The sequence below is a fragment of the Magnetospira sp. QH-2 genome (assembly GCF_000968135.1).
Lineage (GTDB): Bacteria > Pseudomonadota > Alphaproteobacteria > Rhodospirillales > Magnetospiraceae > Magnetospira.
The window spans coordinates 348,171-369,292 of the sequence record NZ_FO538765.1; the positions used below are offsets into that span (position 1 = coordinate 348,171).

At 60.4% G+C, this 21,122-nt stretch carries 21 protein-coding genes; 16 read left to right on the forward strand and 5 right to left on the reverse strand.

From position 1 onward, the window contains the following. Nucleotides 1-41: 41 nt before the first annotated feature. The 7 genes from MGMAQ_RS01830 to MGMAQ_RS01855 all read left to right on the forward strand — a co-directional run bounded on the left by MGMAQ_RS01830 (nt 42) and on the right by MGMAQ_RS01855 (nt 6,585). A complete protein-coding gene (locus tag MGMAQ_RS01830) occupies nt 42-317 on the forward strand; it encodes a hypothetical protein (protein ID WP_046020192.1) in 276 nt (91 codons plus the stop codon). Nucleotides 318-571: 254 nt separating this feature from the next. Next, nucleotides 572-733: a hypothetical protein gene (locus MGMAQ_RS21185; protein WP_173427163.1), complete on the forward strand. Its 162-nt coding sequence runs from the start codon at nt 572-574 to the stop codon at nt 731-733. Between the two features lie 51 nt (nt 734-784). Next, the gene (locus tag MGMAQ_RS01835; protein WP_046020193.1) at nt 785-3,529 is read left to right on the forward strand and encodes an ATP-dependent DNA helicase; all 2,745 of its coding nucleotides are present in this window, start codon (nt 785-787) and stop codon (nt 3,527-3,529) included. Nucleotides 3,530-3,613: 84 nt separating this feature from the next. Continuing rightward, nucleotides 3,614-4,018 carry a tellurite resistance TerB family protein gene (locus MGMAQ_RS01840; RefSeq protein WP_046020194.1) on the forward strand — a complete coding sequence of 135 codons (405 nt, stop codon included), beginning with the start codon at nt 3,614-3,616 and terminating at the stop codon, nt 4,016-4,018. Between the two features lie 14 nt (nt 4,019-4,032). Beyond that, complete coding sequence (gene queG / locus MGMAQ_RS01845; protein ID WP_046020195.1) at nt 4,033-5,076, forward strand: tRNA epoxyqueuosine(34) reductase QueG; 1,044 nt, start codon at nt 4,033-4,035, stop codon at nt 5,074-5,076. Nucleotides 5,077-5,861: 785 nt separating this feature from the next. Continuing rightward, nucleotides 5,862-6,095, forward strand: a complete 234-nt coding sequence (locus MGMAQ_RS01850; protein ID WP_046020196.1) for a hypothetical protein — start codon at nt 5,862-5,864, stop codon at nt 6,093-6,095. Nucleotide 6,096: 1 nt separating this feature from the next. Then, complete coding sequence (locus tag MGMAQ_RS01855; RefSeq protein ID WP_046020197.1) at nt 6,097-6,585, forward strand: MerR family transcriptional regulator; 489 nt, start codon at nt 6,097-6,099, stop codon at nt 6,583-6,585. Nucleotides 6,586-7,037: 452 nt separating this feature from the next. Here the strand turns inward: MGMAQ_RS01855 and MGMAQ_RS01860 are convergent, their stop codons facing one another. Beyond that, complete coding sequence (locus tag MGMAQ_RS01860; RefSeq protein WP_252508667.1) at nt 7,038-7,670, reverse strand: regulatory protein RecX; 633 nt, start codon at nt 7,668-7,670, stop codon at nt 7,038-7,040. Here MGMAQ_RS01860 and MGMAQ_RS01865 point away from each other — a divergent pair. Then, the gene (locus MGMAQ_RS01865; RefSeq protein ID WP_065814710.1) at nt 7,669-8,283 is read left to right on the forward strand and encodes a LysE family translocator; all 615 of its coding nucleotides are present in this window, start codon (nt 7,669-7,671) and stop codon (nt 8,281-8,283) included. The two genes, MGMAQ_RS01860 and MGMAQ_RS01865, sit on opposite strands and share 2 nt — an antisense overlap. A 60-nt stretch (nt 8,284-8,343) precedes the next feature. Next, nucleotides 8,344-9,147, forward strand: a complete 804-nt coding sequence (locus MGMAQ_RS01870) for an ABC transporter permease (protein WP_046022852.1) — start codon at nt 8,344-8,346, stop codon at nt 9,145-9,147. On the opposite strand, the gene MGMAQ_RS01875 is transcribed toward MGMAQ_RS01870, so the two are convergent. The 4 genes from MGMAQ_RS01875 to MGMAQ_RS01890 all read right to left on the reverse strand — a co-directional run bounded on the left by MGMAQ_RS01875 (nt 9,148) and on the right by MGMAQ_RS01890 (nt 11,458). Then, on the reverse strand, nt 9,148-9,636 hold the full coding sequence (locus tag MGMAQ_RS01875; protein ID WP_046020199.1) for a DUF2937 family protein: 489 nt from the start codon (nt 9,634-9,636) through the stop codon (nt 9,148-9,150). 109 nt (nt 9,637-9,745) lie between these two features. Next, nucleotides 9,746-10,672: a tyrosine recombinase XerC gene (locus MGMAQ_RS01880; RefSeq protein WP_046020200.1), complete on the reverse strand. Its 927-nt coding sequence runs from the start codon at nt 10,670-10,672 to the stop codon at nt 9,746-9,748. Nucleotides 10,673-10,739: 67 nt separating this feature from the next. Further along, complete coding sequence (locus tag MGMAQ_RS01885; RefSeq protein WP_065814670.1) at nt 10,740-11,240, reverse strand: type II toxin-antitoxin system HicB family antitoxin; 501 nt, start codon at nt 11,238-11,240, stop codon at nt 10,740-10,742. A 29-nt stretch (nt 11,241-11,269) separates the two neighbouring features. After that, a complete protein-coding gene (locus MGMAQ_RS01890) occupies nt 11,270-11,458 on the reverse strand; it encodes a type II toxin-antitoxin system HicA family toxin (RefSeq protein ID WP_046020201.1) in 189 nt (62 codons plus the stop codon). Nucleotides 11,459-11,620: 162 nt separating this feature from the next. Here MGMAQ_RS01890 and MGMAQ_RS01895 point away from each other — a divergent pair, with 162 nt between their 5' ends. The 7 genes from MGMAQ_RS01895 to MGMAQ_RS01925 all read left to right on the forward strand — a co-directional run bounded on the left by MGMAQ_RS01895 (nt 11,621) and on the right by MGMAQ_RS01925 (nt 21,084). Then, nucleotides 11,621-13,813 carry a primosomal protein N' gene (locus tag MGMAQ_RS01895; RefSeq protein WP_046020202.1) on the forward strand — a complete coding sequence of 731 codons (2,193 nt, stop codon included), beginning with the start codon at nt 11,621-11,623 and terminating at the stop codon, nt 13,811-13,813. Nucleotides 13,814-14,054: 241 nt separating this feature from the next. Continuing rightward, nucleotides 14,055-14,615, forward strand: coding sequence for a F0F1 ATP synthase subunit delta (locus MGMAQ_RS01900; RefSeq protein WP_046020203.1), 561 nt, complete (start codon nt 14,055-14,057; stop codon nt 14,613-14,615). Next, complete coding sequence (gene atpA / locus MGMAQ_RS01905; protein WP_046020204.1) at nt 14,615-16,147, forward strand: F0F1 ATP synthase subunit alpha; 1,533 nt, start codon at nt 14,615-14,617, stop codon at nt 16,145-16,147. The genes MGMAQ_RS01900 and atpA overlap by 1 nt, the downstream gene beginning before the upstream one ends. A gap of 56 nt (nt 16,148-16,203) precedes the next feature. Next, nucleotides 16,204-17,094, forward strand: a complete 891-nt coding sequence (locus MGMAQ_RS01910; protein WP_046020205.1) for a F0F1 ATP synthase subunit gamma — start codon at nt 16,204-16,206, stop codon at nt 17,092-17,094. Nucleotides 17,095-17,140: 46 nt separating this feature from the next. Next, nucleotides 17,141-18,568, forward strand: a complete 1,428-nt coding sequence (gene atpD, locus MGMAQ_RS01915) for a F0F1 ATP synthase subunit beta (RefSeq protein ID WP_046020206.1) — start codon at nt 17,141-17,143, stop codon at nt 18,566-18,568. A gap of 36 nt (nt 18,569-18,604) precedes the next feature. Then, the gene (gene atpC / locus MGMAQ_RS01920; RefSeq protein ID WP_046020207.1) at nt 18,605-19,039 is read left to right on the forward strand and encodes an ATP synthase F1 subunit epsilon; all 435 of its coding nucleotides are present in this window, start codon (nt 18,605-18,607) and stop codon (nt 19,037-19,039) included. Between the two features lie 716 nt (nt 19,040-19,755). Then, nucleotides 19,756-21,084 carry a hypothetical protein gene (locus MGMAQ_RS01925; protein WP_046020208.1) on the forward strand — a complete coding sequence of 443 codons (1,329 nt, stop codon included), beginning with the start codon at nt 19,756-19,758 and terminating at the stop codon, nt 21,082-21,084. The last annotated feature ends 38 nt before the right edge of the window (nt 21,085-21,122 follow it).

Genomic DNA, 21,122 nt, shown 5'->3' on the forward strand with positions numbered 1-21,122 from the left:
TCTCCTTTACAGGTGTTCCGTAAATATTCTATTTTACGGGAATGAAGACCCTTTGTGAGAAAATATCGCGCCTTGAAGGCCTGCATCGCCGCTATGAGGCACCGCCTGTGGAACAGCGGCGGATTGCCTTGGCGGGGGGTGCCCTGCGTTTGACCGATCTGCGTCAGACGATTCGCGCGCGGGATCTGGACCAGCGGGCGGGAGGTGTCCTCCGTGCCGTGGCCTTGCGTCGCGCCGGTCGGGATCAACCGGAATCCGATGCCCGGCTACAGGAGCTCTGCCATCGCCTAGGAAATCTGCGGTCCGGCGCGGTATAACCTTATTTTACACTCAACAATTTACCCCCATAGCTCATGCGGTAATAGACATGAGTACCCTTGTATTTCGATCTATTGTTGAGTAAATTACTTGGTATTGGAGGATGGCTCATCCCGGAGGCCCACCGGACATCCGCCAACGGCGCAGGACCCGTTCGCCGAAACCCAGCGGGACCAACATCACTCCGTCCCGTCGGCCATGCATCGCTCCTTGGTGGTGGCCGACGGGACCAACAAACAGAGGGACCCGATCCATGTCGAAATATGAACCGAGCCTCGAACAATTGTTGAGTGATCCGATCATTCATGCGGTCATGCGCCGCGATGGTCTGGTGGCCGAGGATATCCGCTCGGTGATCAATCAGGCCCGCGCCCATATGCGCCCGACTTCCCAGTTGAGCTGCGCCTGCCGCTGATTTCGCCTCATCACCCTGTTCCCCGGCCGGGGGCCTGCCTATACTCCGGCCATGACAGGCAACGCCGATTCTCTCCTTCGTCTCCCGCAGCTTCCGGCTCTGGCCGTGGGGCTGCGCGGTGTTGCCTGGGGCATGCCGGGAGAAGAACCGGAAAGCCTCGGTCTGCACGAAGCCGCCCGTCGGATTCATGATAGGGGCCCGGTGCTGGTTTGCCATGCCCCCGCAGCCGCGCGACGGTTGAAGACGGCAAGTTTTCCAGCGCTCGATCTACTGGAACTGTTTGCCTTTGTTCGACCGGCCTGTTTTTGTCTGCCCACGCCCGCTGGTCTGGCCGGTGCGCTGGACCTGCCTCCTCCCACCACTCTGGCCGAAGAGGCCGCCCTATTGCACCAGGCGGCACTCACTCTGCTGTCGAACTTGTCTCGGGGGGATCCCGGTCGCGACGCGGGGCCGGTGGCCTGGGCCATGACCCGGGGCAATTGGGCCTGGGCTCCCTATGTGCTCCCCGCCCTGGGCGAATCAGGAGACCTGCCCCATTCACGCAACTTGTCCGAGGGCCTGAAGGTCTGGACCCGCCGGGCCGACTGGTCGGAACATGCGCCGGAACCGCCCGCTGGGCATTTGCCGGTGGAACCTGTGGAGGCCCGCGCGCAACTGGTCAAGTTGCTGGGCAACAGCGCCGAGGACCGCCCGCAGCAAAAAGACTACGCGGCTGCTGTGGCCACTGCCTTCGATCCTTGCGATGCGGAGGGCGAGCCTTCGGTGGTGCTGGCCGAGGCCGGGACCGGCGTGGGCAAGACCTTGGGCTACATCGCGCCGGCCGCCGTCTGGGCGCGCAAGAATCACGGGCCGGTCTGGATCAGCACCTATACCCGCAACCTGCAACGGCAGTTGGATGGCGAATTGGATCGTCTCTATCCCGACCGCGGCGAGAAGATCGCCAAGGCGGTGGTGCGCAAGGGGCGGGAGAACTACCTCTGTCTGTTGAATCTGGACGAAGCGGTGCAACGCCTTCCCTTGCGTCCGGCGGACGCGGTGGGGCTCGGGCTGATGGCCCGCTGGGGGGCGGCGACCCGCGACGGCGACATGGTCGGCGGCGACTTTCCCGGCTGGCTGGCCGATCTGGTGGGACGGCGATTGACCATGGACCTCACCGATACCCGGGGCGAATGTCTTTATTCGGGCTGTATCCACTACCGAAAATGCTATGTGGAACGGTCCATCCGCCGCGCCCGCCGGGCCGAGATCGTGGTGGCCAACCATGCCCTGGTGATGGTGCAGGCGGCCCTGGGCGGCGGCGACGAGGCCTACCTTCCGACCCGCTATGTATTCGACGAGGGACATCATCTGTTTGATGCGGCCGACAAGGCCTTTGCGGCTCATCTCTCTGGTTTCGAAGGCGCTGAACTGCGCCGATGGCTGCTCGGTGCCGAGGACCGCGACCGCTCCCGCGCCCGGGGATTGAAGGCGCGCATGGAAGACCTGGTCGCCGCTCAGCCTGATCTGCTCGAAGCCCTCGAAGGCTTGTTGAAAGCCGCCCATATTTTGCCCGGCCTGGGCTGGCATCAACGATTGTCTTCGGGACAGCCGCATGGTGTGGCGGAGAAATTCCTCGAACGGGTGCGGGCGCAGGTCTATGCCCGCGCAAAGGGATCAAACTCCGCTTATAGCCTGGAAGCCGAGACCCAGCCGCCGATTCCCGGCCTGATCGAGACAGCGGTGGACCTGGAGCGGGATCTGAAGGAATTGGAGACCCCGGCCCGCGGCCTGATTCGCGCCCTGGCCAAGCTCATGGACGATGAGGCCGCCGACCTTGACAGCCAGGCCCGTCAACGCATCGATGTACTGATCCGTTCGCTGGAACGCCGCTGCGTCGATCCGGCTCAGGCATGGCGGGCCATGCTGCGCGCCCTGGGCGAGGAAACGCCGCCGGAATATGTAGACTGGCTGAGCGTGGACCGGCAAGCAGGCCGGGATGTGGACGTGGGCCTGCATCGACATTGGGTGGATCCGGTACGGCCCTTTGCCCAGGTGTTGTCGCAACAAGCCCAAGGTTTCGTGATCACCTCGGCAACCCTGCGCGACGGGACCGGCGACGTGGACACCGACTGGTCCGCCGCCGAAACCCGCACCGGTACCCGACACCTGCTCAAGGCCGCCGAGCGTGCCGCGGTGGCCTCGCCTTTTGACTACGCGGCGCAAACGCGGGTACTGGTCGTCAACGACCTGGGGCGCGAGGACATGGATCTGATCGCCTCGGCCTATCGGGAATTGTTCCTGGCGGCCCATGGCGGAGGGCTGGGATTGTTTACCGCCATCTCGCGGCTGCGGGCGGTGCATGGCAAGATCGCCGGACCATTGGATCAGGCCGGGCTTCCCCTTTATGCCCAACATGTGGATGCCCTGGACACCGGCACCTTGATCGACATTTTCCGGGCCGAGGAAAACGCCTGCCTGCTGGGCACCGATGCGGTGCGGGACGGGGTCGACGTGCCTGGCAATTCGCTCCGTCTCATTGTTTTTGACCGGGTGCCCTGGGCCCGTGCCGATCTTTTGCACAAAGCACGGCGCAAAGCCTTCGGTGGCGGTCGCTACGACGACATGCTGACTCGGTTGAAACTGAAACAGGCCTATGGCCGGTTGGTTCGTCGGGCCGATGACCGGGGCGTCTTCGTCATGCTCGATTCCCGCTTGCCATCGCGGCTGTTGGGGGCTTTTCCCGAGGGGGTCGAGGTGCAGCGGATCGGATTGGCCGAGGCGGTGGATCTGACCCGGGCCTTCTTGTCGCAAAAGTGACAAACGATTTGCCAAGCGAGGCAGAGCGCGCTTTAATACACAAGTGAAATAATATTTCATCCGCATGGGAACCCCGAGGGAATCATGATTACTCACCACGACGCGTTGGTCTATTGCATGGTGCTGTTGTCCGCCGCCGACAATGACATGACGGACAACGAACTGCGCATCATCGGTGATATTGTCCATTCCCTACCGGTTTTCGCCGACTATGATACGGATCGCCTCACCGAAACCGCTTCCCATTGTGCCGACCTTCTGGTGGACGAGGACGGCCTGGACAAGGCCTTGGATATCGTCGTAGCCGCCCTGCCCGAAAAGCTGCGGGAAACCGCTTACGCCTTGGCCCTCGACGTGGCCGCCGCCGACGGCGAAGTGCATCAAGAGGAAATGCGCATGCTCGAACTGATCCGCCACCGGCTGGACATCGACCGGCTGATCGCCGCTGCCCTGGAGCGAGGCGTCCGCGCCCACTTCGCCACCGCCTGACAAAGGCCAAATCCTTGACAACCAGTCACCGCAATCAACGGGACAATATCCGTGCCAAGGCGCTGGACCTGGGCTTCGATGCCTGCGGCTTTGCCCGCGCCCAGAGCCGGGCCGAGGACCGCGACGCCCTGCGTTCTTACATCAACCAGGGCCGCCATATGGATATGGCCTGGATGGCCGATACCGCCGACCGCCGGGTCGACCCGCGTGCCTTATGGTCTGAGGCAAAAACCGTCATTGCGCTGGGCATGAATTACGGCCCGGGTCACGATCCCAGGGATCTCTATCGCCATTCCGATCGCGGCGCCGTGAGTGTCTATGCGCGGGGCAAGGACTACCATGATGTGGTCAAAAAGCGGCTCAAAGCCTTGGCTCGCTGGATTCATGAGACGTTCGAGGCTGAGGTCAAAGTCTTTGTGGATACCGCCCCGGTAATGGAAAAACCTCTGGCCCGGCAGGCCGGTCTGGGCTGGATCGGAAAGCATACCAATCTGGTCTCCCGGGACTACGGTTCCTGGTTATTTCTGGGGGAAGTCTTCACCACTCTCGAATTACCGGCCGATCGCCATATGCCCGATCATTGCGGGTCCTGCGACGCCTGTGTGCGGGCCTGTCCCACCGATGCGCTTAACGTGCCCTATCAGATGGACACGGGCCGCTGCCTCTCATTTTTAAATATCGAGGCAAAAACGCCGCTACCGGAAGCATTCCGATCCCTTGCGGGAAGTCGCATCTACGGTTGTGACGACTGCCTATCCGCTTGTCCCTGGAACAAATTCCAAAAACCCACCAACGAGACCGCTTTGCTCCCTCGGGCGGAACTCACCGCGCCGCGCCTGGCCGATCTGGCGCAATTGGACGATGCGGGTTTTCGCAAGCTGTTTGCCGGATCGCCCGTCAAGCGGGTCGGTCGAGACCGTTTCCTGCACAATGTACTGATTGCCTTAGGCAATGGCGGAGACCAAGAATCACGGCCGGTGATTGACGCGCTCCTTGATGACCCCAGTGACTTGGTCCGGGATGCGGCGGGTTGGGCTAAAGCCCGACTGCCGGACTAACAGGCTGCTGAAATAGTCCGATTTCGAGCCTGTGGCGACACATGCTTCGACAAGCTCAGCATGAGGGCCTTTGAACTTTCAACATGTTAGAGGCCTCTGTGGTTGCCGCCGTTGATGCAAGAAGATTCTGATTGTCCGAGCGAGTGATCGGGTGCGGTCCTCTGTAAGGCCTTTGAACACGGCGTTTCCTTAGATCACGTCGTGTTTGATCGGATTCGATCAAACATGAAAAACGTGATCGATTCCAATAAGATCGCGCGTGTCTAGCGGGTCCGATTGGACCCGACACGCGCTAGAGGCGGATTCAAAAGTATTCCTTTGATCTCCAGGGCGTATATTTCCGCTCTGGCGGCGTCAAGACCTCCTAACGGGGCGCCGCCCCGTGTCGTCGGCCTTTCCTGGCCAGATCAAAAATCTACTGCCTTGATATCTAAAGGATACTTTTAAATCCGCCTCTTAGGCAAAAGCCTCCGGTGGCCGCCCGCGGCGTCAAGCTGCCTCACCGATGCGCCGCATCCCTTTCGAGACCTTTTCTGGCGGTTTGACTCACCGGAGACCATCACAATGGGTCCTATGAAACGCGAAAGGCTTTGGCCTTTTTCCCGTTGGCCGGAACGACGATACTTTGCTCTTGAAGCCTGGGGCTGAATAGCAGGCGGCAGAGATTGGTGGGTGCGCCTTTTTTTCCATTTCTGATTATCATGTTCCATGGGGCTCGGAATCCGGTTGACTTTGCTCACCAAGAAATATAAAGTTAAGTTTAAATTTAATAAAGGGGGTTACTCATGAATCAGGTGGATGTATTGATCTATGCCAAAGGTGGTTTTGACCTCGGATTCGGGCAGGAGTTGGCGCAACAACTAACCGACCTTGACGGCGTGGGCAAAGTGCGTTTCAACCCGGACCGACCAGGTGTGCTTCAGGTTTTCTATGATCCAACCAAATTGGCAAGCGTTGATCTGTTGGCTCAGGCGAGAACCGGGGCAGCTTGTGATTCTCTTCGATTGATCGGAGCGTGATATGGCGGATGACGGCCTGTTGAGCATTGGACGGGCGGCGGCTTGGCTAGGGGTCGCGCCTAGTGCCTTGCGCTATTACGAAACCGAAGGGTTGTTGACGCCTCAACGGACAGACAAGGGGACACGGCGCTATCGGCCCGCCGACCTGGACCGGTTGGCACTGGTTCGAGGGCTGGCCGACCTGGGGGTGCCTTTGGTCAAGCTCCGTGACCTGGCCGAAAGCCGACAGACCAGCCAAAGTGGGGATGAGGCCGGGCGTCGGGTGGCCGCGTTGTTCGATGACCTGCAACGGGATCTGGAAATTAAGATGGCTGAATGCCGCCGTCTATCCGAACAGGTGGCCGAGGCTCGGGAACGGGTGGCCGCCTGCTTCGGCTGCGATCGACCCCCGACACCGCAAGGATGCCGGCATTGTCCCACGGCCTCGCAACTGACTCGCACGGCGGCCATGGGTCTGGTCTGGGAAAGCGAGGATTTTCAAGGCAGTTAATGCATAATCTCGAATGCGTCTTGCAATTCTTATCAATATGTTATATCATTACATTTAGGTTCGGGCCTTCCCGAGAAGGTTCCTGCCGGCCCGGCTCGGTCGCTTTCATTGATCCATGGAAAGCCCCTACCGCCGGGACCATAAAGTCGAAGGAGACCGTTGCCCCCGGCGGTCTCCTTCATTTTTATGGCGGACTTGCAGAACACCCGCAGGAAAACTTCCTGCAAACAGACTGATTTATGGTTCGATATTCCCCCGATCAATCCAACGGGGGACCAAGCCTTGGCCATATTCAAACGGCTTTGCAAACTCACCGGAATCGCCTTCGTGAGGGTATTGCCCCGGCGGCGGTCAAAGGGCCCACCAGATCGATACCCGCGAGGCCCTTGCGCTGCATGAAAAAGGCGTTCCCTCCATTGATGCGCGGCCCGCCAAAAGGTTGCCAAGGCAGATTAATCGGACTCTCCATTTTCCAGAATCTCGACCGACTCCGCATCCACCACTTTTCGGGCTAGATCCGGTGAAAATCCGGCCCGGGCCAGGGCTGCCCAATCCTTGTCCCGGGTATCGCTCCGTTTGGCCGGATCGCGCCAAGGCCCAAGACGGCGGCGGCGGGCCAGGTTGACGGCGGCGGCGAATTCTCCTTCCTCGGTTCCCTGGTCTTCCGCCCAGCGGTCGAGGGCTTGACGGATGGTCTCGTTGTCCAAGCCTTTTTCCTTCAGCTTGAGAACGATCATGCGCTCGGCGGTGCCGCGTCGGCGTAGGGCGGCGACCCGGCCTTCGGCATAGAGGGCATCATTGAGAAACCCCTTCTTGACCAGCTTCTCAATGATGGCGTCAATGGCCGCGGCGCCCTGTTCCAGGTCCGTGCCATGGTAGTGGGCCGATGTCCGCACCCGCCGCATGAGCACCCGGCGTAAGTTTTCGATGGACGAGGCATAGCGCTCCAGGTAGTGAAGCGCTGCTTTTTCCAGCCGTTCCGGGGTGGCTTCCCGGGGAATTTTCCGTTGTCCGCTCATGGGCCAATCATAGCCCGCCGCCATCGTCTTGCGAAGGGCGGCTGATGGGCGCAGGATGATCATCATGCCCGATCTTTTATTGTTTTTTGTCACCTCCGCCGTCATCGCCCTGACTCCCGGGCCAAGCTGGATCTATGTGATCAGCCGCACGGTGACACAAGGCTCGGCGGCGGGATTGGCGGCGGTGGCGGGCAATACCACGGGCATCGCCGTGCATACCATTGGCGTGGCCTTGGGCCTGAGCCTATTGATCCGGGAATCGGCAACCGCCTTTCTGGTGCTCAAGGTGGTTGGGGTGTTCTACCTGATCTATCTGGCCCTGCGCACCCTGCGCCGGGGCATTCGCACCGACGGGGCTCAACCACGCTCCGGCGGGCTAACCATGATCTTCGCCGAGGCGGTGATGGTCAATGTGACCAATCCCAAGGTGGCGCTGCTGTTCATTGCCCTGCTGCCGCACTTCATCGATCCGGCAGGGGCGGTTCTGTTTCAGATGCTGCTGCTGGGCGCCGTGCATATGGCCGTGGCCACCATCGTCACCACCGGCCTGGTGATCCTGGCCAAGAAACTGCGTACCGCCCTGGTTGGCGGCGGCCGCGGCGAACGGCTGTTCCGCTGGGGGGCCGGGAGCGCGTTGTTGTTGCTGGCCGGGAAGCTGGCATTCGCGGCGCGGGGATGACAGATCGACCCCTGGGTACTATATGAACCCCATACCTTGCCCGGGATCGGACCCTTCATCATGACTCAGCCTCTGCCTGCCCCGCGCCCGCCCATGGGCGCTGTCAATTGGATCGGTCTTTGGACCTTGTTCCTGCGCGAGGTGCGGCGGTTTACCAAGGTGCATTTTCAAACCATCGGCGCTCCGGTGGTCACGGCCTTACTGTTCCTGGCCATTTTCGCCCTGGCCATGGGCCGCGCGGTGACCGAGGTCAACGGCGTGCCTTTCATGACCTTTTTGGCCCCGGGATTGATTATGATGACGGTCGCGCAGAACGCTTTCGCCAATACATCATCCTCGGTCATCATCTCCAAGGTCCAAGGCAATATCGTTGATGTGCTTTTGCCGCCACTGACCCCTGTGGAACTGGCCTTGGGTCTGGCCCTGGGCGGCGTGGTGCGCGGGTTGGCCGTGGGGCTGGCGGTGGCGGTGGCCATGGCCTTTTTCGTCGATATGGGCATCCACCACATGGGCTGGATTCTATTTCACGGGCTGATGGCCTCCATGATGTTGTCGCTGTTGGGGCTGATCGGCGGCATCTGGGCCGACAAGTTCGACCATATGGCGGCGGTGACCAATTTCATCATCACGCCGCTGTCGTTTTTGTCGGGCACGTTCTATTCGGTGGAGCGCCTGCCCGAGACCTTCCGCGCCCTGGCCCATGCCAATCCGTTCTTCTATATGATTGATGGCTTTCGCTACGGCTTCATTGGCCAATCGGATGCCCCGCTGGCCCTGGGCGCGGCCGTGCTGATCGGCGTCAATCTGGTGCTCTGGCTGACTGTGCACCGGATGATTTCGACGGGATACAAATTGAAGACGTGATCACAGATATCCCCGCGACTGGGGCGGTCTGAGCAGCATCACCAGGAAGTGGTTGAACAGGAAGCCGAACAATACCCCGACGGCGCCAAAGCGCAAATCGATGGTCAGGGTGAAGGCGAATTTCGACCAGGTATCCTGCATGATCTGCTGATCATTGTTTTGAACCAACACCCAGGGTTTCTTCCAAATTGGCGCCCGATCCAGGGCATCCATGCCACGCTCCAGGGCGTCCAGGCGATCCAGAGAGCGACGCATGGTGCGACCGGTCTTTTGCATCACCGGGTCCGGGTTGACCATATGGCGGCTGACATAAGTGCCAAGGGTCAGGTTGGAGCGATTGGCATTTTCCGCATACTGGTCGGCCAGGGTGGTCAGTTCGCCCACGGCACCGCCCAGGCGCTGTTCGTATTGCTGGATGAGCGGTGGTACCTGACTGAAAGCCATGCCAAAAAATACGGCAAAAAAGATGGCGAAAAATTCCCGGATCATGACCGGATGTTCCCTAAGCTTCCCCTATTTGCCGGGAGGGTACCAGGAAGTACCGGTTCCGGCGAGTCGGTATTTACGGATGGAATAAGGAGAATTATCAAAGGGTTTATCAACGCGCCCGGGGATGGGCATCCTCATAGACCCGAATGAGCTGTTCCCGGTCCACCTCCGTGTAGCGTTGGGTGGTCGATAGCGACGCATGGCCGAGCAGTTCTTGAATGGTACGCAAGTCGCCGCCTCCGGCCAGCAAATGGGTGGCAAAGGAATGCCGCAGGGCATGGGGCGTCGCCGTATCGGGCAAGCCGAGCAGAATACGTGTGCCGCGAACCTGCTTTTGGATGATCTCCGCCCGCAACCGCTTGCCCCGGGCGCCGACAAACAGCGGCCCATCGGGCTCCAGGTGATGGGGGCAGGCGTCCACGTAATCCCGCACCGCCTCGACCACCACCGGCAACAAGGGAACCAGCCGTTGCTTGTTACCCTTACCGGTGACCCGCAGGACCTCGCCCTTGGGAATCTGATTGCGATTGAGCGTGAGGGCTTCGGAGATTCGCAGGCCACAGCCATAGAGCAAGGTCAGTACCGCCACGTCGCGCTTGCCTTCCCATTCATTCAGCGCCAGATCGCCAATGGCCTCGACCATCTCGATGGCATCGTTCGGGGCCAGAGGCTTGGGCACCGAATGGGGCAGCTTGGGTGTGCGCAGGGCATGCACGGCGCTGCTGCCGATCCAGCCCCGCCGCTCCAAAAACCGGAAAAACGAGCGCAGCGCCGACAGCGCCCGGGCAGTGGAGGACTTGGACAGACCATCGCCCATGCGCCGCGACAGCCAAGCGCGGAAATCCATGGGCTCCAGCTTATCGAGCAAGGCCATGTCGGGGACCACTTCCCGGTACTCGCCGATAAAGGCGAGGAAAAAGCCCAGGTCGCGGCCATAGTTGCTGGACGTATGGGCCGAGACCCGTTTTTCATCGGCCAGCCAGGCATGCCAGGCGGCGATGGCGGCGCGCAGATCCTCGGCGGCGTTGTAATGCATGACCCGTCTCCATTTGCGACACCCAGAATGAACGCATGTTGTTAAGGTGGCGTTATCAGACGCTCCTCTAGACGGCGGAATTGGTGGCCGATTTCCGGACAGGATGTTTTACTGACCTGACCCGACCTGAATGTGCTTGCCTTTCCAGAACAAGGGCGCCACCACGATGGCTATTCCCCGCAAGGTCGGTGGCCAGTTTGGCGCGCAAGGCTTCGGTGAGGTAGGCGGATCGGTTGGGGGCAATCAAGTCGGCTTGCTCGACCAGATCTTCCGGTAACATCACGTTGTAGCGTTTGGCACGCGCAGGCAGGTTCACCGGGATCATGACAAGACTGATAAATCCTTCCCGGTGTGCGCCTTTAAGAACCTGGTCTGCCGGGGTCGGATCGGGGAAAGCTTCGCCATCCTCGGCCATTCCAGATACATGCAAAGAAAGCGCAACCATCCCCTCGGCGACGGCCTGTTCAATGGTCGACCCGGCGCTGACGCAGCCCGGAAAATCCGGAAACGAAACGCCATAGTCGCTACCTTCGTCACGATGGATAACGGCGGGATACTGGCGATTCATGACTGTCTTTCTCCTTTCTGTCCAAAAACCTACCGAAGCCGGATCCCGGCTTGTTTTTCGATGCTGATGATCGTGCCGATTGGAAGGTCTCTTTTGGGATGTGGAACCGTGACGCGACCGGGTTTGATCGGGTGCTTGAACTGGGAATGAGACCCTTGCTGCGCGACCTTTACCCAGCCGTCTTTCTTAATCTTCTTAATGATGTCCCGACTATCCATCGTCACGGTTTCCCGGCACCGCTGTATGCATACAGTATGTATATGATACACACTGATGAGCCGGGGTCCAATACTATGATGTGTATTTAATACACATTCCCGATTCCAAATTCGCTAATGCCATGATACCGCTGCTGATTCGATTCCCGTAAAGTGGCGTTTATGAGCGAATCGGTTCCCTCCTATTGTCCCGGCGATCTGGTGGCTGTCATGCTGCCGCTGCCCATTGATGGTCCTTATGACTATCGGGTGCCTGACGGCATGCAACTGACCGATGGGTCGCTGGTGCGGGTGCCCTTGGGCGGACGGCGGGAATCGGGCGTGGTCTGGGGGCCCGGGTCGGGCGAACTGCCGCCGTCGAAGATTCGCGATATTCTCGAGCGCCACCACCCGCCGGCCTTTTCTCCCCGCCTGCGGCGATTCATTGAGTGGGTAGGCGGGTATTGTCTGGCCCGACCCGGCGCGGTCCTGCGCATGGCCATCAGCGTCCCCGAAGCGCTGGACCCGCCCAAGCCCACCGCCGCCGTGGCCGCGGCGCCCCAATGGCCCGAGTCTCTGAAGCCAACCGCTGCCCGGCAACGGGTCATGGAAGAATTACGTCACGGACCACCGCGTCCCATGGCTGAGTTGGCCCGCCAGTCCGGTGTGTCGCCGGGGGTGGTCAAGGGATTGCGGGATGCCGGAGCCCTGATTTCGTTAGTCCTTGAGCCGCCACCGCCTTTCGATTTGCCTGACCCGAATCGAGGTGGACCCACATTGTCCAAGGCCCAGGCAACGGCGGGCACGGAACTGGCCGGACGATTGGGGGATGGCTACAGTTGCACGCTGCTTGATGGCGTGCCCGGCTCAGGCAAGACCGAGGTCTATTTCGAGGCCCTGGCCGAAGCCCTGCGACGAGATGAGCAGGTCCTGGTTCTGCTGCCGGAAATCGCTCTGTCGGCCCAATGGCTGGATCGTTTCAAGCAACGCTTCGGCTGCGCCCCGGCGGTCTGGCATTCGGATTTGACTCAGGCCACCCGACGCGCCACTTGGCGGGCGGTGGCGTTCGGCGAGGCGCGGGTGGTGGTGGGGGCGCGCTCGGCGTTGTTTCTGCCCTTTCCCAAGCTGGGCTTGATCGTCGTCGACGAGGAGCACGATTCGTCGTTCAAACAAGGTGACGGCACGATCTACAACGGCCGTGACATGGCGGTGGTGCGGGCGCACCTGGAAAAACGGCCCATCATCCTGGCCTCGGCCACACCCTCCTTGGAAACGGTGACCAATGCCCGCGAGGGCCGTTATCGGCTGCTGCATTTGCCCGAGCGCCACGGCGGTGCGCTGATGCCCCGCCTGGAGGTTGTCGACCTGACCCGCGACCGCCCGGCGCGGGATATGTGGCTGTCGGCGGCCCTACGCGAGGCGGTGGAGCAAACCCTGGTCGATGGGGATCAGGCCATGCTGTTTCTCAATCGCCGGGGGTACGCGCCGCTGACTCTGTGCCGGGCCTGTGGCCAGAGACTGCAATGCCCCCATTGCACCGCCTGGCTGGTGGAACATCGTCTGGCGGGTCGCCTGCAATGTCATCACTGCGGTCATCAGGCCCCGCTGCCCAAGGCCTGCCCCGGTTGTGGGGCCGAGGACACGCTCGCGGCCTGCGGACCGGGGGTGGAGCGGTTGGCAGAGGAGGCCGCCGCCTTGTTTCCCCAGGCCCGTCAGGCCCTCGCCGTCAGCGATACCATCACCCATCCCCGTGCCGCCGCCGATCTGGTGGCCCGGCTGGAACGGCGCGAGGTGGACCTGCTCATCGGCACCCAGATCGTCGCCAAGGGCTATCACTTTCCCCATCTGACCCTGGTCGGGGTGGTCGATGGGGATTTGGGTTTGGCGGGCGGCGATTTGCGTGCCGCCGAGCGCACCTTCCAGCTGCTCTATCAGGTGGCCGGGCGGGCCGGAAGAGAAAGCAAGCCGGGCCGGGTCTTGTTACAGACCGCGCTGCCCAATCATCCGGTGATGGAGGCCCTGGCGGCCGGCGATCGGGATGGCTTCGTGGCGGCAGAATCGGCGGCCCGCGAGGCGGCAGGGATGCCGCCCTTTGGCCGCCTGGCGGCCCTGATTCTATCCGCGACAAATGAATCGGCGGTGGATGACGCCGCCGCTGCCCTGGCCCGCGCGGCGCCGCATGGTCCGGGAATCACGGTGCTGGGTCCCGCCCCGGCACCGTTGGCTTTATTGCGCGGCCGCCATCGCCGCCGACTCTTGTTGAAAGTGGGGCGGGACGTCGGACTACAGCCGATATTGCGCCGCTGGATCGCTTCGGTCCGCAAGATCAAAGGGGTGCGGGTGCAAGTGGACGTGGACCCCTACGGATTTTTGTGACAGGATGCGTTCAAGCATCGTCTTTGGGCTTGGTATTTCTTGTTTTTTTGCACTGCGCCATGGCGTCTTGCATGGCCTTTGGGAGTATGCTAGTTAACGACCGTTTCCGCACAGGGGGATCCGGTGCTGGGGCGAAGGAGTTTCAGGGTCTTGCATCAATCGGGATCTTGCTTCATCAAGGTATTGTTTCAATGGTCGGACCGATCTCCGGTTCGCACGCGATTATCGAGGGAAACCCCAGTTGTCGTCCGCTGATACAGCCGTAACCGGACTCGCGGGGCGTTATGCCACAGCGCTTTTTGAACTGGCCGAAGAAGGCTCGGTTCTCGACTCGGTGGCCGAAAATCTCGCTCAGCTCCAGGCTATGTTCGACGAAAGCGCCGAACTACGCCGAATCATCCAATCTCCCGTTATCTCTAGGGCCGAACAAAGCGCCGTCATGGCCGCTCTTGTCGAAAAGGCCGAGATGGCGGAACTGACCCGCAATTTTGTCGGGTTGGTGGCGCAAAAGCGGCGCCTTGCCGCTTTACCGCGCATCATCCGTGCCTACCAAGCCTTGCTCGCCGCCAAGCGCGGAGAGACCACGGCTCAGGTGGTCGCGGCCAAATCCTTGACCGCCAAGCAAACCGAATCCCTGACCGCAACCTTGAAAAAAGGCATGGGCAAAGACGTTTCCGTCGATGTCACGGTCAATCCGGACTTGCTCGGGGGCATGATCGTCAAAGTGGGTTCTCGTATGATCGATAGCTCGCTCCGCACAAAACTTGAACAGCTCCGGCTGACTATGAAGGGTGTCGCGTGATGGAAATCAGGGCCGCTGAAATTTCCGCCATTCTGAAAAAGCAGATTGAAAACTTCGGAACCGAGGCGGATGTCGCCGAAGTGGGTCAGGTTCTAGCCGTTGGCGACGGCATTGCCCGCGTCCATGGTCTGGACAACGTCCAGGCCGGTGAGATGGTCGAATTCCCCGGGGGCATCAAAGGCATGGCCCTGAACCTGGAAGAAGACAACGTCGGCGTGGTGGTGTTCGGCGAAGACCGCACCATTAAGGAAGGCGACACCGTGAAGCGGACCGGCGCCATCGTCGATACGCCGGTGGGCAAGGGTTTGCTGGGCCGGGTGGTTGACGGCCTGGGCGATCCCATCGACGGCAAGGGCCCCATCGACAGCGATGTGCGCATGCCGGTGGATGTCAAAGCCCCGGGCATTATCCCCCGCAAGTCGGTGCATGAACCCATGCAGACCGGCCTCAAGGCCATTGATAGCCTGATCCCGGTCGGTCGCGGCCAGCGCGAGTTGATCATTGGCGACCGCCAGACCGGCAAAACGGCGATCATCATCGATACCATCATCAATCAGGCTCGCATCAATGCCGAGGCCACGGATGAAAAAGATAAGCTTTACTGCATCTATGTAGCCATCGGGCAGAAGCGCTCCACCGTGGCGCAGATCGTGAAGATGCTGGAAGACAACAACGCTATGGATACCGCCATCGTGGTGGCCGCCACGGCGTCGGATCCGGCCCCTATGCAGTTCCTGGCCCCCTTTACCGGCTGCACCATGGGTGAGTTCTTCCGCGACAATGGCATGCATGCGGTGATCTTCTATGACGATCTGTCCAAGCAGGCCGTTGCTTATCGCCAGATGTCGCTGCTGCTGCGTCGCCCGCCGGGCCGCGAAGCCTACCCGGGTGACGTGTTCTTCCTGCACTCCCGTCTGCTGGAGCGCGCCGCGAAGATGAACGAAGACAGCGGTGCCGGGTCCCTGACCGCGCTGCCGGTCATCGAGACCCAGGCCTCGGACGTGTCGGCCTATATCCCGACCAACGTGATTTCCATTACCGATGGTCAGATCTTCCTGGAAACCGAGCTGTTCTATTCGGGCATCCGCCCGGCGGTGAACGTCGGTATCTCGGTGTCCCGCGTGGGTTCCGCCGCGCAGGTCAAGGCGATGAAGAAAGTGGCCGGGTCGATCAAGCTGGAATTGGCTCAGTACCGCGAAATGGCGGCCTTCGCCCAATTCGCCTCGGACCTGGATCCGGCGACCCAGAAGCTTCTTGCCCGCGGTGCCCGTTTGACCGAAGTACTCAAGCAAGGGCAGTTCCAACCGCTGCCGGTGGAAGAACAGGTGGTTTCCATCTTCTCCGGCGTGAAAGGCTATCTGGACGACATCGACACCAAGGACGTCACCCGCTTCGAGCAGGGATTGTTGGACGATGTGCGCGAAAAGGGCCAAAGCATTTTGAAAACCATCCGTGAGGAGAAAGACATCTCCGACGACACGGAGGGCAAGCTGAAAGCCTTTATCGAGGACTACGCCAAGTCTTTCGCCTAAACCCTCCGCCTCGGACATATTCCGGGGTGCCCACGGACCAGCTTGAGTGAGCATCGATGGCCAACCTCAAGGACCTCAGAATTCGGATCGCTTCGGTCAAGTCGACCAAGAAGATCACCTCGGCCATGAAAATGGTTGCCGCCTCGAAATTACGGCGCGCCCAGACTCAGGCCGAAGAAGCACGTCCCTATGCCACGCGCATGGAACGCATGCTCGGGTCCCTGGCCCATAGCACCGCCGGCATGGATGGCGCACCGAAATTGCTTGCCGGAACCGGCAATGACAATGTCCATATGCTGGTTGCCTTTACTTCCGACCGCGGACTGTGTGGCGGCTTTAATTCGTCCATTGTGCGCGAGGTTCGCCGTCGGGTTCTGGAATTGGAAGGCGAGGGCAAGGAAGTCAAGCTGATGTGTGTCGGCCGCAAGGCCTCGGATGCCCTACGCCGGGAATTCGGTCGCTTGATTGTCGGGGAAGTAACCGGGATCGCCAGCAAAAAAGGCATTCCCTTTACCGAAGCCCAGCAGGTTTCCCAAAACCTCCGCGACATGTACGAGCGCGGCGAGTTTGATATCTGCACGATCTACTACAACCGTTTCAAATCGGCCATCTCTCAGGTGGTGACACCGCAGCAGATCATCCCTTTCCCGGTCCCGGAAAAAGAAGTGGTCGATACGTCGGATGGCCCGAAAGCGGTCTATATCTATGAGCCGGAAGAGGAACAAATTCTCGCCGCGCTGTTACCCAGAAATCTATCCGTTCAGGTCTACCGTGCCATGTTGGAGAACAATGCCTCCGAACAGGGCGCGCGCATGACCGCCATGGACAATGCCACGCGGAACGCGGGCGACATGATCGACAGCCTGACCATGACCTACAACCGGACCCGTCAGGCGGTCATTACGAGTGAGCTTATTGAAATCATTTCCGGTGCCGAAGCGCTGTAGCGCCTGAGGTTCGGATCACGATCTGTTTTGGTGGGAGTCGTTAAAAATGGCAAATAACCCGAGTGTCGGCACCGTGACCCAGGTGATGGGCGCCGTGGTGGACGTCCGTTTCGATGGGGAACTCCCCGCGATCCTGAACGCCCTTCATGTGGAAAACCAAGGCAAGACCTTGGTGCTCGAAGTGGCACAGCATTTGGGCGAGAGCACGGTTCGCACCATCGCCATGGATAACTCCGAGGGCCTGGTCCGCGGTCGCGAAGTCGCCGATACCGGCCAGCCGATCACCATGCCGGTGGGACCCGAGACCCTGGGCCGCATCCTTAACGTCATCGGCGAGCCGGTGGATGAACGGGGACCGGTCACCACCAAGATGACCTACCCCATCCACCGGTCCGCGCCGGAATTTCTCGATCAGTCCACCGACACCGAGATCCTGGTCACCGGTATTAAGGTGGTGGATTTGCTGGCCCCCTACGCCAAGGGCGGCAAGATCGGCCTGTTTGGCGGTGCCGGTGTGGGCAAGACCGTGCTGATCATGGAGCTGATCAACAATATCGCCAAGGGCCACGGCGGCTATTCCGTGTTTGCCGGTGTCGGCGAGCGGACCCGCGAAGGCAACGATCTCTATCATGAAATGATCGAATCCGGGGTTATTGACCTGGAAGGCGCCAAATCAAAGGTGGCCCTGGTTTATGGCCAAATGAACGAACCGCCGGGCGCCCGTGCCCGCGTCGCCCTGTCCGGCCTGACCCAGGCGGAGTACTTCCGCGACGAAGAAGGCCAGGATGTGCTGTTCTTCATCGACAACATCTTCCGATTCACCCAGGCTGGTTCCGAGGTTTCGGCACTGCTGGGCCGAATTCCGTCGGCGGTGGGCTATCAGCCGACCCTGGCCACCGATATGGGCACCATGCAGGAGCGCATCACCTCCACCAAGAAAGGGTCGATCACCTCGGTGCAGGCCATTTACGTGCCCGCCGATGACTTGACCGATCCGGCGCCTGCCACTTCATTTGCGCACTTGGATGCCACCACCGTGCTGTCGCGTCAGATTGCCGAACTGGGCATCTATCCGGCCGTGGATCCGCTGGACTCCACCTCGCGCGTGCTTGATCCGCGCGTGGTTGGTGACGAACATTACAAGACAGCCCGTGAAGTCCAAAAGGTGCTGCAGACCTATAAGTCCCTGCAGGACATCATCGCCATTCTGGGCATGGACGAACTATCCGAAGACGACAAGCTGATCGTCGCCCGGGCCCGTAAGATCCAGCGCTTCCTGTCACAGCCGTTCCACGTGGCCGAGGTCTTCACCGGCACGCCGGGCGTGTTCGTCTCCCTGGAAGATACCATCAAGGGCTTCTCCGCCATCTGCGCCGGTGAATACGATCACCTGCCGGAATCGGCTTTCTACATGGTGGGTACCATGGAAGAGGCCATGGAAAAGGCCAAGAAGATGGCCGCCGAAGCCGCGTAAGGCTTCCGTTCGTCAAACCGAGGCAAGGACCCCGACATGGCCGAAATGGATACAGTCAAGTTCGAGATGGTGACCCCGGAACGCCTGCTGGTTTCACAGCAGGTGCATATGGTGGTGATCCCGGGCGGCGAAGGCAATTTCGGCGTATTGCCGGGGCACTCGCCGCTGCTGTCCACCATTCGTCCGGGGACCATTGCCCTGTATGGCAAGGACAACAAGATTGCCGAGCGCTTGTTCGTCGAGGGCGGCTTTGCCGAAGTCACCCCGGAAAGCTGTACCGTGTTGGTGGAAGTGGCGGTGACACTACGCAATATCACCATGGAAATGGCCGATGAGCGCGTGCAAAAGGCCAATGATGCGCTCATGGATGCCGGAACCGATGGCGAGCGTCGTGGCGCCGAACGGGAACTGGAGGCTGCCGAGGCCATGCTGGCCGCCGTTGACGAAGCCCGCAAGGATCACCTGCACTAAATCACGTTCCGTTTGATCGAATCCGATTAATCAGGAAAAACGCGATTGATTACAATAGGATAGGGCTTGTCCAACGGGTCCGATTAGCGCCGTTCAGATTTGAATGGCGCGCGAGGCCCCTATCCATTCTCTTGTGGCATATGGGTTCGACGCCCCTCTCCCTACCTGACCCGATCAAGGATAGGAACGTCGTTTCAACCACACTGACATGACCCAAAGAAGGCGAGATCGATGTCCTAGATCACGTCGTGTTTGATCGGATTCGATCAAACATGAAAAACGTGATCGATTCCAATAAGGTCGCGCGTGTCTAGCGGGTCCGATTGGACCCGACACGCGCTAGGCCTCGCCGGCCAAAGACGACTTGAATTTCGCCAAGCCATTTTTTTCGGCCCCCCAGCCGCCTCCCCGCGAGGCGGTTTTTTCTTTTGCCATCAACTCATTGAGCCTGTTTGCTCGCCGTCTTCCCAAAAGCATAATAGGTCCAAACACCGCTAAATTGATATTTTTTCCTTGAAGGCGGCAATTGTACTTGCTAAGTTCTGGTTTGTAAATGATAACACGCCTATTAAAGGAGCAATAACAATGATTGATGTTTCTCATCCCAGTCGCCGGGCCTGCACCGTCGCCGCCCCCGCCGATCTATCCGAAAGTGATGGGGATGGAAACCAGCCGCTCCGCAATATGCAACCGATCCCATGAAAGGACCTTGATCAATGAAAATGGACCGCCTCTACAGGGCCTTTGCCCCGGACTCCGACTACAAAACCCGCCTGGACCGGGATACCACCTCCGAGGCCCTGGCCCGCATCCTCGCCAAGCCTCTGGCTCTTTGGACCGCCACCGACGTGAACCGGGCGATGATGAGCCGGGCTTATATGGACGGCGGACGCGCGGACCCCTTGGGCGCCCGCGACCGGGTTACCGCCTGGTTCAAACAGACCTATCCGGGCAAGGTGGATCTGTCCGGCGGTGCCCGGGCCGTGGGCCAGGCCTTCGCATTCCCCGAGTCCCGCCGGGAGCTGGACGAGACCCTGGCCCGGCGGGCGGCGGGCCAACTGTTGCAAGACCATGGCCGCCACGGCGATACCTTGCTGGCTCATATTACCGAGCAGGAAGCCATGCTGCTGCACCTGGCTACCGACGGCGGCTCCATCAATCCCATGACCGGGCTGCTGGAGTTCTGGGAGGACCGGGACGACAACGATACCTTGGGCGGCACCTCCGGCCAGTCGGCGGGGGCATCGGTTTCCGATACCGGCGATGTGGCCGGGAACCTGCATTCGGGTGACGATCAGGCCGGAGACGACTGGGCGGACGGCGGCCAGGATCCCAGCGCCTTCGATGGCTTCGATACCGGCAACCCCGATGAGGATGAGACCGGCTGGAATGAGTCCTGGGGCGGGGGTGGTGACGACCAACCAAGCATTGTCAGCGACAGAGAATCATGGGGTCGCCCCCATATCGGCCCGCCGGGCATCGGCGACCCGGACGACCATGGCCTGCCCGGTGGCGATGGCCGGAAGTCCAAGGACTATACCAGTGTCATCGGGGCCAAGGAGGAAGAACGCCAGGCGATCAGCCGTCGGGCGGAAGAGAAAGAGCGGGATCAAAAAATCCAACAACTATCAACTCAGTTATATCAATCAAAAGCCTATAAGGAATCTTACAAGCAAAGCTTGCGAAACCAGAAAGAGGTAGTGGATCAAGCAAAGAAGGCGGAAGGCGAGGCATCGCTTAAATTGGGAGATGCTTCGGCCCAAGGTCTTGGGGTATTTCTTGGCCAAACGCTAATTGGGACTGTTGCCCGTGGCGCCGCCGGTCGCCTTGGCAAAGGACGCGATGCGTTGAAAGGGATCGGTGATGCTGCGCTGGATGCCTATATGCCTGATCCAACGATCAAAACATTGCATGAGGACCTGCAAAAAGCGCGTGATGCCCACTCGACGGCTCGTCAAACTTATCAGGCTCTGAAAGAAGAAGCTGATAGGCACCAATCCGAGGTTGACCGGATTCAGGCAGAAATCGACAAGCTCGAGCAATGATCATCTATGAGTGGGCTGAAGCTATTGTGGTCTTCAGC

Excerpts from the sequence above, each read along its gene's own strand:
- MGMAQ_RS01830 (WP_046020192.1), top strand. The coding sequence starts at position 42 with ATGAAGACCCTTTGTGAGAAAATATCGCGCCTTGAAGGCCTGCATCGC.
- MGMAQ_RS21185 (WP_173427163.1), top strand. The coding sequence starts at position 572 with ATGTCGAAATATGAACCGAGCCTCGAACAATTGTTGAGTGATCCGATC.
- MGMAQ_RS01835 (WP_046020193.1), top strand. The coding sequence starts at position 785 with ATGACAGGCAACGCCGATTCTCTCCTTCGTCTCCCGCAGCTTCCGGCT.
- MGMAQ_RS01840 (WP_046020194.1), top strand. The coding sequence starts at position 3,614 with ATGATTACTCACCACGACGCGTTGGTCTATTGCATGGTGCTGTTGTCC.
- MGMAQ_RS01850 (WP_046020196.1), top strand. The coding sequence starts at position 5,862 with ATGAATCAGGTGGATGTATTGATCTATGCCAAAGGTGGTTTTGACCTC.
- MGMAQ_RS01855 (WP_046020197.1), top strand. The coding sequence starts at position 6,097 with ATGGCGGATGACGGCCTGTTGAGCATTGGACGGGCGGCGGCTTGGCTA.
- MGMAQ_RS01865 (WP_065814710.1), top strand. The coding sequence starts at position 7,669 with ATGCCCGATCTTTTATTGTTTTTTGTCACCTCCGCCGTCATCGCCCTG.
- MGMAQ_RS01860 (WP_252508667.1), bottom strand. The coding sequence starts at position 7,670 with ATGATGATCATCCTGCGCCCATCAGCCGCCCTTCGCAAGACGATGGCG.
- MGMAQ_RS01870 (WP_046022852.1), top strand. The coding sequence starts at position 8,344 with ATGACTCAGCCTCTGCCTGCCCCGCGCCCGCCCATGGGCGCTGTCAAT.
- MGMAQ_RS01875 (WP_046020199.1), bottom strand. The coding sequence starts at position 9,636 with ATGATCCGGGAATTTTTCGCCATCTTTTTTGCCGTATTTTTTGGCATG.
- MGMAQ_RS01880 (WP_046020200.1), bottom strand. The coding sequence starts at position 10,672 with ATGCATTACAACGCCGCCGAGGATCTGCGCGCCGCCATCGCCGCCTGG.
- MGMAQ_RS01885 (WP_065814670.1), bottom strand. The coding sequence starts at position 11,240 with ATGAATCGCCAGTATCCCGCCGTTATCCATCGTGACGAAGGTAGCGAC.
- MGMAQ_RS01890 (WP_046020201.1), bottom strand. The coding sequence starts at position 11,458 with ATGGATAGTCGGGACATCATTAAGAAGATTAAGAAAGACGGCTGGGTA.
- MGMAQ_RS01895 (WP_046020202.1), top strand. The coding sequence starts at position 11,621 with ATGAGCGAATCGGTTCCCTCCTATTGTCCCGGCGATCTGGTGGCTGTC.
- atpA (WP_046020204.1), top strand. The coding sequence starts at position 14,615 with ATGGAAATCAGGGCCGCTGAAATTTCCGCCATTCTGAAAAAGCAGATT.
- MGMAQ_RS01910 (WP_046020205.1), top strand. The coding sequence starts at position 16,204 with ATGGCCAACCTCAAGGACCTCAGAATTCGGATCGCTTCGGTCAAGTCG.
- atpD (WP_046020206.1), top strand. The coding sequence starts at position 17,141 with ATGGCAAATAACCCGAGTGTCGGCACCGTGACCCAGGTGATGGGCGCC.
- atpC (WP_046020207.1), top strand. The coding sequence starts at position 18,605 with ATGGCCGAAATGGATACAGTCAAGTTCGAGATGGTGACCCCGGAACGC.
- MGMAQ_RS01925 (WP_046020208.1), top strand. The coding sequence starts at position 19,756 with ATGAAAATGGACCGCCTCTACAGGGCCTTTGCCCCGGACTCCGACTAC.